This window comes from Streptomyces sp. NPDC040432 (genome assembly GCF_055595445.1).
In genome coordinates this window covers 293,810-308,634 of the sequence record NZ_JBVIVP010000005.1, presented here as the reverse complement: position 1 = coordinate 308,634, position 14,825 = coordinate 293,810, and the positions used below count along the sequence as shown (strand labels likewise).

The 14,825-nt window shown below is 73.0% G+C and carries 7 protein-coding genes; 4 read left to right on the top strand and 3 right to left on the bottom strand.

Annotation, left to right across the window (positions count from 1 at the left end; translation table 11 throughout):
• Positions 1 to 345 precede the first annotated feature (345 nt).
• From ACZ58N_RS14430 to drmB, 4 genes are read left to right on the top strand one after another with little or no spacing between them, the layout of a single operon-like run.
• On the top strand, positions 346 to 5,109 hold the full coding sequence (locus tag ACZ58N_RS14430) for a DEAD/DEAH box helicase (RefSeq protein ID WP_471158904.1): 4,764 nt from the start codon (positions 346 to 348) through the stop codon (positions 5,107 to 5,109).
• A complete protein-coding gene (locus tag ACZ58N_RS14425; protein ID WP_471158902.1) occupies positions 5,106 to 7,022 on the top strand; it encodes a UvrD-helicase domain-containing protein in 1,917 nt (638 codons plus the stop codon). The genes ACZ58N_RS14430 and ACZ58N_RS14425 overlap by 4 nt, the downstream gene beginning before the upstream one ends.
• On the top strand, positions 7,019 to 10,282 hold the full coding sequence (locus tag ACZ58N_RS14420; protein ID WP_471158900.1) for a helicase-related protein: 3,264 nt from the start codon (positions 7,019 to 7,021) through the stop codon (positions 10,280 to 10,282). Before ACZ58N_RS14425 ends, ACZ58N_RS14420 begins: the two co-directional genes overlap by 4 nt.
• Positions 10,279 to 12,144 carry a DrmB family protein gene (drmB, locus tag ACZ58N_RS14415; protein WP_471158898.1) on the top strand — a complete coding sequence of 622 codons (1,866 nt, stop codon included), beginning with the start codon at positions 10,279 to 10,281 and terminating at the stop codon, positions 12,142 to 12,144. Before ACZ58N_RS14420 ends, drmB begins: the two co-directional genes overlap by 4 nt.
• 127 nt (positions 12,145 to 12,271) lie before the next feature.
• Here drmB and ACZ58N_RS14410 read toward each other — a convergent pair whose 3' ends face one another.
• The 3 genes from ACZ58N_RS14410 to ACZ58N_RS14400 all read right to left on the bottom strand — a co-directional run bounded on the left by ACZ58N_RS14410 (position 12,272) and on the right by ACZ58N_RS14400 (position 14,684).
• Positions 12,272 to 12,919: a DUF305 domain-containing protein gene (locus ACZ58N_RS14410; RefSeq protein WP_471158896.1), complete on the bottom strand. Its 648-nt coding sequence runs from the start codon at positions 12,917 to 12,919 to the stop codon at positions 12,272 to 12,274.
• Positions 12,920 to 13,071: 152 nt separating this feature from the next.
• Complete coding sequence (locus ACZ58N_RS14405) at positions 13,072 to 13,518, bottom strand: DUF6153 family protein (protein WP_471158894.1); 447 nt, start codon at positions 13,516 to 13,518, stop codon at positions 13,072 to 13,074.
• Positions 13,519 to 13,592: 74 nt separating this feature from the next.
• Positions 13,593 to 14,684: an NUDIX hydrolase gene (locus tag ACZ58N_RS14400; protein WP_471158892.1), complete on the bottom strand. Its 1,092-nt coding sequence runs from the start codon at positions 14,682 to 14,684 to the stop codon at positions 13,593 to 13,595.
• Positions 14,685 to 14,825: the final 141 nt, after the last annotated feature.

The following is a 14,825-nucleotide window of genomic DNA, read 5'->3' as shown; positions in this document are numbered from 1 at the left end:
CTGTCGGCCCGTGTGGAAAGGGAGTTGGGGGCTGTCCGGTTCGCGGGGGAGTGCCCTGAACGCGGGCGGTGTCGCGAGGTGTGCGCCGCGGGATGAACGCCCCTTGCCCAACGGCGTGGCGACATGCTTGAGTTGATCTCGAATACCCCGGGAATGCCCGGTTCAATCCTCTTCTCCTTGGGCACAGTTGTGCCCTCCTCGCCCCCGGTCGCGATCCGGACCCGACCGCAACCGGATCAGCCGCCAGCGCGTCGCCATCTTTGTGTTTCCCGCGCACTTTGCCTGTTGAAAGCACCGACCGCTCTCCTCACCCGTCCACCCCTTCGTCCTGAAGTGGAACCATTCGTGGCCGATTCGCAGTCCCCCGTGATCCGCACCGTCACCGAACAGTCCCTTCGCGTTCTGGAGACCTACCGCGTCGATCCGGGCCTGATTCCCGAGCACGCCAACGGCGAGCGCCGCATCACCCAGGGCGGCTACGGGGACCGCCAGCTGTTCGAGCTGGTCCAGAACGCCGCCGACGAGATCCGTGACGAGCCCGGAGGTCGGATCCACGTCGTCCTCACCGACCGGCACCTCTACTGCGCCAACCAGGGCAACCCGGTGACCGCCGAGGGCGCGGAGACCATCCTGCGCATGAGCATGTCCCGCAAGCGCGGTGGTCAGATCGGCCGGTTCGGCGTGGGCGTCAAGTCGGTCCTGGTGGTCACCGACACCCCCGAGTTCTTCAGCCGGACCGGCAGCTTCGGCTTCGACCGGACCTGGTCGTACGCGCAGATCCACGGCGTTCCCGGGGTGCGCGAGCAGTTGGGCGAGAGGTTCGAGGCCCCCGTGCTGCGCATGGCCCGCGAGCTGGACGTGGACGCAGAACGCCTCGACGACCAGGTGCTGGACGAACTCCTGGGATGGGCCACCACGGTGGTCCGGCTGCCGCTGCTGGACGGCGCCGTCGACCACCTCGGCAAGGACATGCACGGCCACCGAGCGAGGACGAGTCACGAGAGCCGGGAGGAGTTCCCGGCCGGCTTCCACCTGTTCTCCCCGCACGTCGGTCAGGTCACCCTGGAGGACCGCCGCCCCCGCCCGATCGCCCGCCGGACCCTGCGCGGCGAACAGGACGGGAGCCGACGCGCGATCCACGAGGAGCGCACCGGCAGGCCGCCCGTCGACTCAAGGTGGCGGGTCTTCACCCGGACCCACGAGCCGACCGCCGCCGCCCGCCGCGACGCCGGTGAACTGCACGACCGCCTCTCCATCGACGTGGCCTGGGCGGTGCCCGAGTACCGTCGCGACGAGCGCTCCGGTCTGTTCAGCGCCGCCGACGCCCGTGGCCGCGGCAGGTTCTGGTCCTTCTTCCCGACCAAGTACGAGATGACCCTCAGCGGCATCCTCAACGGCGCGTGGAAGACCAACGAGGACCGGCAGAACCTGCTGGACTCCTCGCCCTTCAACACCGAGATGATCCAGGTCGCCGCACGGCTCGTGGTCGCCTCCCTGCCGGAGCTGGCCCCCGCCGAGGATCCCGGCGCGTACCTCCCGCTGCTGCCGGGCCGCGCCAAGGGGGCCGAGGTGATCAGCTGGGCCGACCGGTTGCTCACCGAGCAGATCTGGGCCGCCGCCGCGGTCAACCCGTCCCTGCCGGACCAGGACGGAGTGCTGCGCACCCCGGGGGAGTTGAACATCCACCCCGACCTGGGGCCGGACAACACCGCGCAGACCCGTTGGCTGCGCGACTGGCACTCCTACGCCGGCCGCCCCCGGAACTGGGCGCATCCCTCGGTCGAGGCGACCGACCTGCGATCGGGCAAGATCCAGCACGTTCTCGCCGCGGCGGGACAGCCGCGGGCCTCGGTCCGCGCATGGCTGGAGGCACTGGTGTCCGACGGCTCGGCGGCGGCGTCGGAGACGGCCATCCGGATCGTCGCCGACATGGTCGAATCCAAGGCCGCCTGCGCCGCCGCGGCGTGCACGGCCCGGATCGTCCTCACCGAGGAGGAGGGCCTCGTCGCCCCCGTCCGCGGCAAGGTGTTCCGACGCACCGGGGAGGACGGCCTGCCGGAGTCGTTGGTCTACGTGGACCGCGCGCTGTCCGAGGACCCGTCGCTGTCGTCCGCGCTGACCGTCCTGGGCATCCAGGAGGCCGACGTCCGCGGCCGCTTCCTGAGCGTCCTGGACCAGGGCCTCGGTTCCTACGGCCCGCAGGAATGGCAGCGGTTCTGGGACCTGTTCCACCAGGCGGGCACCCTCGCCGTGGGACACGAGGTGATCGGCCGGGTACCCGACGCGATGCGGACCCTCAGGGTGCGCACCGCCGACGGCCGGTTCCACCCCATGCGCGACTGCATGCTGCCGGGCGCAGTCGTCACCGCGGCCGGCGACCCCTCGATCGCGGTGGACATGGGCTTCCACTCCGACGACACGGGCTTCTTCCGCGAGGTGGGGCTGCGCGAACGCCCGAGTGCCGGCCACCGCCCGGAGGGCGAGGACTGGTTCGAGGAGTACCGGGAGGCCATGCACGCGGCGTACTGCCGCAAGCTCGACAACCGGGCGAACCGTCCGACCCTGGCCCGCACCAAGGTCGAGGGGACGGCCGTCGGCGGCCCCCTGCACCTCCTTTCCCGGCTCTCCGAGGAGGCCCGCGCCGCGTTCCTGCGGGTGCTGCCCGACGACGGGGTGATCGAGAACTGGACGCTGCAGATCGGTGCGCAGGTCGCCACCCGGCAGCAGGCCCCGTCCCCGATCCGGTGGATGCTGTCCCGGCACGGCAGGGTCGAGACCTCACAGGGCGTCAAGCCGCTCAAGGAAGCCGTGGGCCCCCAGCTCTCGGCCTACCGCGACGTGCTCCCGGTGACGACGCTCAGCGTCGAGAAGGCCCGGAAACTGCGCCTCGCGGACAGTGTGGAGAAGGTCCGCTCCGAGCAGTGGCAACAACTCCTGGGCAAGCTCCAGGCCAGCGAGGACGACGCCTTCGTCGGATCCACCTACGCCCTGCTGACCCGCCTGGAGATCGACTTCCCCGAGGGATCACTGACCCGCTGCCGGGTCGGCGCCGCCTGGGACACCCGGGAGGACGGCGAGATCGCCGTCGCCGCGAACCCGGAGGAGTACCGCTCACTGCGCGCCGAGCGGGTCCCGGCGCTGCTGATGCCGGACGAGGGCTCCGCCGACCTCATGGTCGAACAGTGGGGCATGCTCCGCCACGACGACGTCGTCAGCCGCGAGACCCGTCACGAGTCGAGCGTGGCCGCGGTCCCGCTGTCCGAGGAGTTCCCGACGCTGCGCCAGCGGATGGGAGCCTCCGTCGGCACCTACTCCCTGCTGCGCTGCTCCACCCTGGAGGAGGTCGTCCGCACCCCGAACGGCGCCCGCCCGAGGTCCCTGGAGAGCGCCCGCCAAGGCAATGTGATCAAGGTTCTGGATGCGCTGGACCGGCTCGGGGCGCTCCGGGCCGTCGACCGCGAGATCGGCCTGCGGCTGGGCGAGGCCGGGTGCCGCGCGGTGCTGGAGGCGCAGGTCCGCCAGGAACAGGACGAGAAGGTGCGGTCCGCCTTCAAGGCGATCCGCGACGCCTCGGACGTGACGGCCAAGCTGGAGCTGCTGATCGGTGCGGAGGCCCTGCGCGACCGGCTGCCCGCCGGGCTGATGGAGGCCGAGACCCAGGAGCTGGGCGGGGAACCCACCGGGCGCCGGACGGCGCAGCTCGCGTTCAACGCCCACGGTGACACCGTGCTCAAGACCCACGCCCGCGATATCCAGGAGCGCTTCCCGACCGCCCCGTCGTCCTACACCGGCGGCTCGGCGGCCGTCTCCTTCGTCGCGGACCTCGGCCTGCCGGCACCCTTCGCCGGCCACCGGGCCCCGACCCTCGACCAGAGCCTGGCGGTGGAGGGCCCCCGCGATTTCCCGCGCCTGCACGACTATCAGGAACGACTCGCCCTCAACATCTTCGAGATGCTCGACCGGCTGGCACCGCAGCGCGCCATGCTGTCGCTGCCCACCGGCGCCGGCAAGACGCGCGTCACGGCGGAGGCAGTCATCCGCTGGGTGAAGCAGGCCGGTGAACTCAAGGGCCCGATCCTGTGGATCGCGCAGACCGAGGAGCTGTGCGAACAGGCGGTGCAGAGCTGGCAGTTCGTCTGGAGCAAGGCCGGCGCCCGAACCCGACTGACGATCAACCGGCTCTGGACCTCCAACGAGGCGGCCTCCGTCACCGACGGGCCGCAGCTCGTGGTGGCCACCGACGCCAAACTCCAGTCGTGCCTGGACAACGACCGGTACGGCTGGCTGCGCGCCGCGGCGCTGGTCGTCGTCGACGAGGCGCACGTGGCGACCGGCCCGCGCTACACCGAGATCCTGGCCCTGCTCGGCCTGACCCAGCACCGGACCGAGCGACACCTGCTCGGCCTCACCGCCACCCCGTTCCGCGGCCACAACGAGGAGGAGACCGCCCGCCTGGTCAACCGGTTCGGCGCGCGCCGGCTGGACGAGGGCGTCTTCCCCTCCGGCGACCCCTACCGGCACCTCCAGGAGCTGGGCGTGCTGGCGCAGGTCGAACACCGCGAACTGAAGGGCGGAACGATCGAGTTGAGCCGGGAGGAGCGGCAGAGCACCGAACAGTTCAGCCTGCTGTCCAAGGCCGCCGAACAGCGCCTGGCCGACGACCACGACCGCAGCCGCCGCATCGTCTCGGAGATCGCGGACATGCCCGCGGACTGGCCGGTACTGGTCTTCGCCACCTCGGTGGAACACGCCAAATACCTGGCCGCCCGTCTGAAGGACCGGGGGATCTCCGCGTCCTCCGTGGACTCCACCACCTCCGACAACGACCGACGGGCCCGCGTCCGCGAGTTCCGCGACGGCAGCGTACGGGTGCTCACCAACTACGGAGTCCTCACCCAGGGGTTCGACGCCCCCGCCACCCGCGCGGTGGTCGTCGCCCGCCCCGTCTACAGCCCGAACGTCTACCAGCAGATGATCGGCCGGGGCCTGCGCGGCCCGCGCAACGGCGGCAAGGACACCTGCCTGATCCTCAACGTCCGCGACAACATCCGGAACTTCGACACCAACCTCGCCTTCACCAAGTTCGAACACCTGTGGAGCAAGAAGTGACCTTCCCTCCCGAGGACGGTCCGGTCCTCACCCCGGAGCAGCGGGCCGTCGTGGAGCAGCCCTGGGACGCCCGCCTCCTCGTCACCGCCGGAGCGGGCGCGGGCAAGACCCACACGCTGGTGCGCCGCATGGACGCACTCGTGGGCCACGACGACCCCGACGAGGCCCTCGAAGCCGGTGACCTGCTGGTCCTCAGCTTCTCCCGGGCGGCCGTCCGGGAACTGCGGGACCGGATCGCCCGCCACGGCGAGCACGCCCGACGGGTGCGGGTGCAGACCTTCGACTCCTGGGCGTACTCCCTGTTGGCGCAGGCCGACCCGGACGGCGAGTGGGCGGCGCTCTCCTTCGACGATCGGATACGGGCGGCCACCGGCGCGATCGAGAAGGGCGCCCTTGAGGCAGTGGAGTCCGGCCCACCCGCCCACGTGATCGTCGACGAGGTGCAGGACCTCGTGGGAGCGCGCCGGGAGATGGTCGAGTCGCTCCTGGACCGCCTCCAGGACTCCTGCGGGTTCACCCTGGTCGGCGACAGCGCCCAGGCGATCTACGACTTCCAGATCGAGGACCCCGACGAGTACGCCGACCGCGCCGACCTCTTCCTGCGCTGGGTGCGCGCCTCGTACGCCGAGGACCTGGTGGAACTGCGACTGACGCGCAACTTCAGGGCCGTCACCCCCGAAGCCCGCACCGCACTCCCGCTCGGCCACGCGCTCCAGGGCATCGGCAGCGCCCCCGAGGGCGCCGACGACGCCGCCGAACGGCTCCACGGCGAGCTCCGCGCGCTGCTGCTCGAACTCCCCGACCTGGGGCCCCTCGACGACTCGTTCACCCTGGACTCACTGCGGTCCTACCCCGGCACCTGCGCGATCCTGACCCGCGACAACCGGCAGGCACTGGTCGTCTCGGAATCCCTGCACACCCGGGACGTACCGCACGCCCTGCGCCGCTCCCTCCAGGACCGACCCGTGCCGTACTGGGCCGCCGAACTGCTGCGCCGCACGGCCGCCGCCACCCTGAACGAGACCCAACTGCGCGAGCTGCTGGCCGGGATGCCGCTGCCCGAGGGAACCGACCCAGACCGGGCCTGGCGGGCCCTGCGGGTCGCGGCACGCGGCACCGGCCGGGGCACGCTCGACGTGGCACGGCTGCGCGGGCTGGTGGCGGAGCGCCGCTTCCCCGACGAGCTCGCCGACCCGGAACCGGCCCGACTGGTCGTCTCCACGGTGCACCGCTCCAAGGGCCTGGAGTTCGACCGGGTGGTGCTGCTCACCCCGCCCACCATGACCGAGCTGCGCCGCCGCACCACAGACCTCGACGTGCCCGCCGAGACGCGCGCCCTCTACGTGGCGATGACACGGGCCCGGGAGGACCTGTACCGGGTCGCCCCGCCCGGGACCGCCACGGTACTCAAGCACAAGCCGACCGGCCGCTGGTACCGCGGCGTCCCGAACCAGCAGCACAAGTGGCGGCGCGACGGCGTCGAGGTACGGGCCGCGGACGTGTCCGCCGTCGAACCCGCCGACGCCCCGAACGACGCCGTCGACGCCCAGAGGTACCTGCTGGAGCGGGTACGGCCGGGGGACGCCGTCACGTTGCGGCGGCGCGACGACCTTCCGATGGGCCCGCGGCAGAGCCCCCGGTACGCGCTGCTGCACGAGGGACGGGAGATCGGGGACGCCTCCGAGGGCTTCCGGAGCGACCTGTACTCGACCCTGAGGGTCGCCGCCACCTGGGAGATCCGCTGGCCCGAGGAGATCTGCGGCCTGCGGATCGACTGCCTTGAGTCGGTCGCGGGCAGCACCGCCGCCGGGGCCAACGCGGGTCTGGGCACCCACGGGGTGTGGATCGCCCCGCGCATCAGTGGAATCGGATGGTTCCGGCGGCCCGCCGGAACCCGTGAGGAGTGGCGATGACCATCCACGCAGGGCGGCACGCCGCGCACTACGAGGTCCGCGAGGACCTCGTGGCCCGGCTCCGCAGGGAACTGCTGGGCCCCGACGGCCACGACCGCGCCGAGGACCGCGTCGAAGTGCTGGAGCAGGACGCCCCGATCACCCGCTACCCCATGGGCGTGCTCTTCCCCCGCCCCGCGGACGCCGCCGCCGAGCTCCGCCTCCGGGAGGACGCGGCCGAGGAGGACGGCCTGGACGAGGAACCCGTCACCGGGGCGGACCGCCTCGACGAAGCCGCGCCGGCCGTCGAACGGCCCCAGGCGGGTGACCGGCGGCCGTCCACCGTGGGGTTGACCTTCGCGGTCGACCTCGCCGTGTGCCGGGAGATCGTGGTCTCGGCGCGCGCCGCCGCCTACGAACCGCAGGACGCCGACGGCCGCACCGTATCGGCCCGTCGCAGCGAGGCCCGCACCACCTCCGACCAGCGCGAACGCTGGCGCCGGGTGGAGCTGGACCTGCCCGACACCTCCGTCGACGTCACACACCCGGGGCGCGGGGCGTCACGCGACCTGATGGACGGCACGGCCCGGCTCGAAGTCCACGTGCGCCGCGCGGTGGAGCACACCGGCACCGTCACCGTCACCGTCACCCTGGTCAACGTCCAGAAGGTCGGCGAGCGGGAACTCCAGGACGCCTTCGCCCTGTTCCAGACCGGGCTGACGGTCCGCGCCGCCAACGGGTCGAGCGCGTTCGTGGAGCGTCCCGTCACCCTGTCCGCCGTCGACGCGGAACTGGAGACCAGCCGGCTCCTGCACCGCCACGCACCCACCTTCGCCACCGGCCACGGCTGCGCGGCGGTGTGGGACTGGGCCCCGCCCCCGGTCGGTGTCACCGATGTGGAGCGCGCGGGCGTGCCCGAGGTGCGCACCGAGTTCGTCCCCACGCACGAGGTACTGCTCACCGACTCCAACCCGGAGATCGACGACCGGGCCCTCACCATGCTGGGCCTCGCCGAGGCCCCCGACCGCGAGGTGATCGCCGCCCTCGAAGGGCTGGCCGCGGGATACGAGCGGTGGATCGCGCGCAAGCACGCCGAAGCCGCGGCGCTGACCGGAACCCCGTACGAGGAGGCCGCGTCCGCCCAGGTCACGTCCTGCGAGCAGGCCCTGGAACGGCTCCGGGAGGGCATCGCGCTCCTGCGCGACAAGCCCGACCTGATGCGGGCGTTCCGATTGGCGAACCGGGCGATGGCCACCCAACGGGCCCGCAGCGCATGGGTCAAGCAGGGCCGGGGCGGCGAACCGGACCTGGCCTCGGCGCGCTGGCGCCCCTTCCAGATCGCCTTCGTCCTGCTGTGCCTGGCCGGGGTGGACGACCCGACCCACCCCGACCGGGGCGTGTCCGACCTCCTGTGGTTCCCCACCGGTGGCGGCAAGACCGAGGCGTACCTGGGGCTGATCGCACTCACCACCTTCCTGCGGCGCACGCGCCTCGGCGCGGCCGGAGCGGGCGTCACCGTACTGATGCGGTACACGCTGCGGCTGCTCACCCTCCAGCAGTTCGAGCGCGCCGCGATCCTGATCTGCGCCATGGAACGGATGCGCCGCGAGAACCCCGGGGAACTGGGCCACGAGGAGATCTCCGTCGGCATGTGGGTGGGCCGCTCCGCCACCCCGAACACCCTGGAGGTGGCCGCCGCGCAACTGGCGGCGGCCCGCTCCGGCAAGGTCCTCCAGAAGGAGAACCCGGTCCAACTGCACGCCTGCCCCTGGTGCGGGACGGCCCTCGACGCCCACCACTACGCCGCCGACCGGGAGGCCGTCCGGATGCACGTCCGCTGCCCCGGCACGGGCTGCGCGTTCGCCGACGGACTGCCCGTCCACCTCGTCGACGAGACCGTCTACCACGCCCGCCCCACCCTGGTCATCGCCACCGTCGACAAGTTCGCCTCGATGCCGTGGCGCGCGCAGACCGCAGCCCTCTTCAACCGTGACCGGGAGGACGCCACTCCGCCCCCCGAGCTGATCGTCCAGGACGAACTGCATCTGATCTCCGGCCCGTTGGGCACGATGACCGGGCTGTACGAGACGGCCGTCGACCTGCTCGCCGACCGACCCAAGGTGATCGCCTCCACCGCGACCATCCGCCGCGCCGCCGAACAGGGCATGGCCCTGTTCTCCCGGGACGTACGCCAGTTCCCGCCCGCCGGCCTCGACTCCCGCGACTCCTGGTTCGCCGTGGAGACCTCCGCCCGCGACAAGGCGTCCCGCCGCTACGTGGGCCTGCTCGCCCCCGGCACCAGCCAGTCCACCCTGCTGATCCGCACCTACGCCACCCTGCTCCACCAGGCGATGCGCACCGACACCACCGAAGAGGTGCGTGACGCGTACTGGACGCTCGTCGGCTACTTCAACAGCCTGCGCCTGCTGTCCGCCGCCGAACTCCAGGTCCACGACGACGTCGTGGACCACCTGGAGCACCTGGCCGATCGCGACGGCTGCGGAGCCCGCGCCGTCGCCAACCACTCCGAGCTGACCAGCCGGGTCGACGCCAGCGACATCCCGACCCGGCTCAAGCAGATCGAGCGCCGGCTCCCCGGCGTCGACGTGGTGGACGTCCTCCTGGCCACCAACATGATCGCCGTCGGCGTCGACGTGGACAGGCTCGGACTGATGGCCGTCATGGGGCAGCCGCAGACCACCGCCGAGTACATCCAGGCCACCAGCCGGGTGGGGCGTGCGCACCCCGGCCTGGTGGCAGTGATGCTCAACGCCGGCCGCTCCCGAGACCGTTCCCACTACGAGAACTTCCGGCACTTCCACTCCGCCCTCTACCGTGAGGTCGAGTCCACCTCGGTGACGCCCTTCTCGGCCCGAGCCCGCGACCGCGGCCTGCACGCGGTGATCGTCGCCCTGGCCCGCATCCTCATCCCCGCCGCCCGGGCCGACGACGCCGCGGGGGACATCGACCTCTTCGTCGACGAACTGCGCGAAAGGGTCCGTCCCCGGATCCTCGAACGGGTCGCCCGGATCTCCCCCGACAGGACCGCGGCCAATGAGGTCACCCACGTGGCCGACGCCTTCGACGAGTTCGTCGACTGGTGGTGCGCCGAGGCCGAGGCCCACGGCGGCCTCCACTACGAACCGAAGCGCGGCCGCAACGCCCCCTCCCTGCTCAAGCCCTACAACGACGCCCTGGAGGACGTCGAGGCGTGGGAGACCCTGTGGTCCCTGCGCGACGTCGACGCCGAGACCGCCCTGTTCATGGAGGCATCCCGATGACCCCGCCCCCGTCCCGCAGCCGGCGCCGCGCCGACGGTTCCGCCGGCCCGGCCCGCAGCCTGCCCCGTCGGGGCGCCGTCCGCCGTGCCCAGGCCATCACCACCTACGGGGTCGGATCACTGATCGCGGTGGAACAGGAGTCGTTCATCGTCTCCGGCATCGACTCCGCCGAGGAGTACTGGCCCCGCGACGAGGCCCCCGTGATCCACGAGCCGCGCCTCGCCCGGGTGCTGGGCGTCCGCAGGTTCCGCCTCCCGCCCGCCTCCGGCGACGACAGCCGCGACGGCGTCCGCGTGCGCAGGTTCCCGCTGTGGCACCACTGCCCGGAGTGCCATGCCCTGGACCACGTAAGGAAGTTCAACTCGCCGCCCGGACGCAACGAGTGCGCCGAGTGCTCCGAGCCCTTGGTGCCGTCCCGGTTCGTGGTGGCCTGCGAGGACGGGCACCTCGCCGACTTCCCGTACTGGAAGTGGCTGCACCGGGGCCGGCGCGGCGACGACCGCACCGGATTCTGCGGGGGCCGGATGACCCTCATGTCCTCGGGCCGCACCTCCTCGCTCCGATCGGTCGTCCTCTCCTGCTCCTGCGGGGTGGCGGAAGTGTCGATGGAGGGATCCTTCCGACGCGGCGCCCTCAAGGACCTGAACATCCGCTGCGAGGGCAAGCGCCCCTGGCTGGCGAACGCCCCGGACCTGCCCTGCCCCCGGACGCCCCGGACCCTCCAGCGGGGCTCCTCCGCGGTGTGGCAACCGGTGCTCCGCTCGGCCCTGTCGATTCCGCCGTGGAGCGACACCCGGGCGCACGCCCTGGACAAGCACTGGGACAAGCTCCGGACCTGCTCCTCCCTCGCCGAGGTCGAGATCCACCTGAAATACATTTTCGACGGGTCCCCGCCCCCGGTGACCCCCGAGGAGGTCATGACGCTGCTCGCCGCCATGGAGGCCGAGGACACCACCGGCGACGACGATCCCGGCGTCGACCAGGAGCAGCGCTACCGCGCCCTGCGCGACCTGGAGTACGCCCGGCTGTGCGAAGGCCACCCGGAGGAATCCGGCCACCGCGGCGAACAGTTCGTCTGCGAGCGCCCGACCGGCGACGCGGAGCTGCCGGCCGACCTGGGCCTGGTCACCCCGATGCTGGTGAAGAAGCTCCGCGAGGTCCGCGCGCTCAAGGCCTTCACCCGCGTCATCGACCCCGAGACCTCCTCCGAGGGCCACGAGGCCGAGCTGTCCCTCACCCCCACCGACTGGCTGCCCGCCATGGAGGTCCACGGCGAAGGGGTCTTCCTCCGGCTCGACGAGGACAGGATCGACGCCTGGGCCGCACGGCCCGCCGTCGCCGAACGCGTGGAACGGATCCGGCACCGGCACCAGCGGGTCCTCACCGAACGGGCCTCGGACCCCACCCGGGTCCCGATCTCCCCCGCCACCCCGCGCATGGCCCTGCTGCACACCTTCGCGCACGTCATGATCGACGAATGGAGCCTGGACTCCGGCTACCCGTCCGCCTCGCTCCGCGAGCGCGTCTACGCGGGCGACGACATGGCCGGCGTCCTGATCTACACGGCCACCAGCGACTCCGCCGGAAGCCTCGGCGGTCTCGTCGCCCAGGGCGAGACCGACCGCCTCGCCCAGGCGGTGCGCTCGGCTGTCCACCGCGCCGAATGGTGCTCGGCCGACCCGCTGTGCGTCGAGACCGAGACCTCGGGTGCGGGCGGCACCAACCTGGCCGCCTGCCATGCCTGCGTGATGCTCCCGGAGACCAGCTGCGAGTACAACAACGGCCTGCTCGACCGGGCGCTCCTCGTCGGTACCCCGGAGGACCCGTCGATCGGATTCTTCTCCCACCTGCTCGACCGGTGACCGCCGCGCCCTGCCCCCTGAGGTCCCCCGGCGGGTGACGCCGGACGCGGGAGGGGGTGGCCGACGGGCGATCGCCGGTGCGGACGCGGCCGGTTCGGGGACCGGCCGCGTCCGCCCGCGGAGGGGGTCAGCCGGTGCCGAGGAGGGACTTCATCCGGGCGATCTCGGCGCTCTGGGAGCCGATGATGGACCCGGCCATTTCCTTGGCCGGCCCGTGGGCGCCCCCGGCCTGCTCGGTCCGGGCCATGGCCACGGCGCCCTCGTGGTGCTTGACCATCAGCTCCAGGAACGCCTTGTCGAACGCGGCGCCGGAACTCTTCGCCAGGCCGTCCATCTCCTCCGTCGTCATCATCCCGGCCATGTCGTGCCCACCGTGCCCGGAGCCCTCGGCGGGAACCTGCTCGCCCCAGGCGGTCAGCCAACCCGACAACGTCCTGATCTCCGGGTCCTGGGCCTTCTCGATCTCCTCGGCGAGCTTCTTCACCTCGGCCGCACCCGCGCGGGTCGGCGCGAGCCGGGCCATCTCCAGGGCCTGTCGGTGGTGGGGGATCATCCCCAGGGCGAAGGCCGTGTCGGCGGCGTTGTGCTCGCCCTTGCCGGCGGCGGAACCGGCTCCGGCGGACCCGGAGGGAGTCGCGGAGGCCGTGGGGGTGGAGCCGTGGCCGGTGTGGGCCGGGTCGCCGTCCCCACCGCCGCAGGCGGTGAGGGCGAGGGCCGCGGCCGAGGCGGCGACGACGACGGACGTACGGCGGAACAGCGAACGTCGAGCGGTCATGGTGGTGCTCCTGTGCTGCGGCACGCGCGCGGGGGCGTGCTCGGTCGATGGGGGGCTCACGGGGCAGGGGCACCGGCCACCGGGGCGGTCGTCGAGGACGACCGGGTCGTCGCGGGACGACACGACCCGGGGCCGGGCATGCCGGAGCCGCCCTATACGCGCAGGAGTTGGAGTTCGCTCAGTGAGGGAGGGGCGCGCCCGCAGGCCGTCGCCCCCATGAGGACGCCGAACGGGTCGGCCGCGGCGGCGGTGGCCCCGCCCGGTGTGACGGCGGGCTCGGGCAGGACCGGCGCGCCGCTGGTGCCGGGGGCGGCGCAGGTGGCGTCCGCGTGCTCTGCGTGACCGCCGCGGCCGTCCTGCGGAGCACCGGCGTGGACGCACGCGCACGGGTCGGCCGCCACGTCCGCCGTCGGGGTGTCGTGCCCGGAGTCCCCGGAATGCCCCGGGGCCGGTGCGTGGCCCGGGGCGTGGGCGGCCACCGCGAGGGGGGCCGGACCCAGGCCGTGCATGGCGACGAGACCGGTCAGCAGCGCCAGGACGAGCAGCAGGGAGGCGCGCGGACCGGAGGCACCCTCCGCTCGCCCCGCCCACGTACGCATGTCGGCATCGTAAGCGGCGCGCCCGGGCGGCGCGACGCCGGGTCGGGGCGCCGGGGTGCGTTGCCCACCGCCCGTCAGCCCGGATGCACGCGCCGCCCGTCGTGGAGCTCCAGCGGGCCGGTGCCGTCGGCGAGGGCGTCGAGGCAGGCCTTGATCTGACGGCGCAGCGAGCCCTTGACGAGGCCCCGCAACTCCTTGCGGCGTACGGTCCGCCAGCGCACGAGCTCGTCGGGCGGCAGCCTGATCCCGGCGAGTTCGTCGGCGTCGAGGACGCCACCGTCGTAGAGGAACCGGATCCGGGCCGGGTAGCCGGGGCGGTGGGCCCAGTTGACGCCGAGGAGACGGCCGGGGGCACGGTCCAGGCCGATCTCCTCGCGGACCTCCCGCGCGGCCGCCGCCCGGGGGGTTTCGCCGAGGTCGCTGTCGACGCCGCCGCCGGGGAGCAGCCAACGGCCCGGGGCCCCGTAGCCGGGTTGGACGAGCAGGATGCGGCCGGCCCCGTCGGTGAACAGGACGTTCGCCGCGGTGAGGGCCTTGGGGCGGGACGCGCGGTGCCCGGCCGCGTCGAACCTGCCCGCGTGCTCCAGGGCGGCGCGGTCGGCCGGGTCGAGGCCCGCGGGGGAGCCCGGCTGGGGCACCCCGTCGGCCAGGTGCGCGAGGGAGCCGGAGTACAGGGCGGCCAGCGCGGCGCGCACCCGGGGCGCGAGCCGGGCGGGGAGCCGGGCGGCGGCCTCCTCTGCGGTCAGCCAGTCGGCCCGGGTCCCCTCGCCGTCCGCGGAGCAGAGGGCATCGGCCTCGGCGCCGGTGAGCGGGCCGACGAGGTGCACGTGTGCGACGAGGGAACGGCCCGAGGCCCCCGGCGGACAGGAATCGACGGCGAGCAACCGGCCCACCGGGACCGTGAGGCCCACCTCCTCCTTCAACTCCCGGGCCAGCCCCTGTTCCGGGGTTTCGGTGTCCTCGACGGCGCCGCCGGGCAGTTCGAGGTGGTCCGGGCCGCCTTCGTGAAAGGTCGTCAGCACGAGGACCCTGCCGCGGGGGTCCAGGACGACGCCGGTGGCGGTCAGGAGGGGCGAGGGCCGGTCCGCGTGGGGAGCGCACACGGACTCGGACGAACGCCGGGGCGCCGGGGAGGGGTCCTGACGCGAGGACGGGCGGTGGTGCACGGCTGCTGCTCCTGGGGTCGCGCGGGGCGCGGTCGGTCCGCGCGTCGGTACAGCACCAGTACCTACCGCATCCGCGCCGCGGCGCCGCCGGCGGCCGGCCGGGTGTCCCGGATCGACCCCGGGCGGACCGCAGCGGTGAGG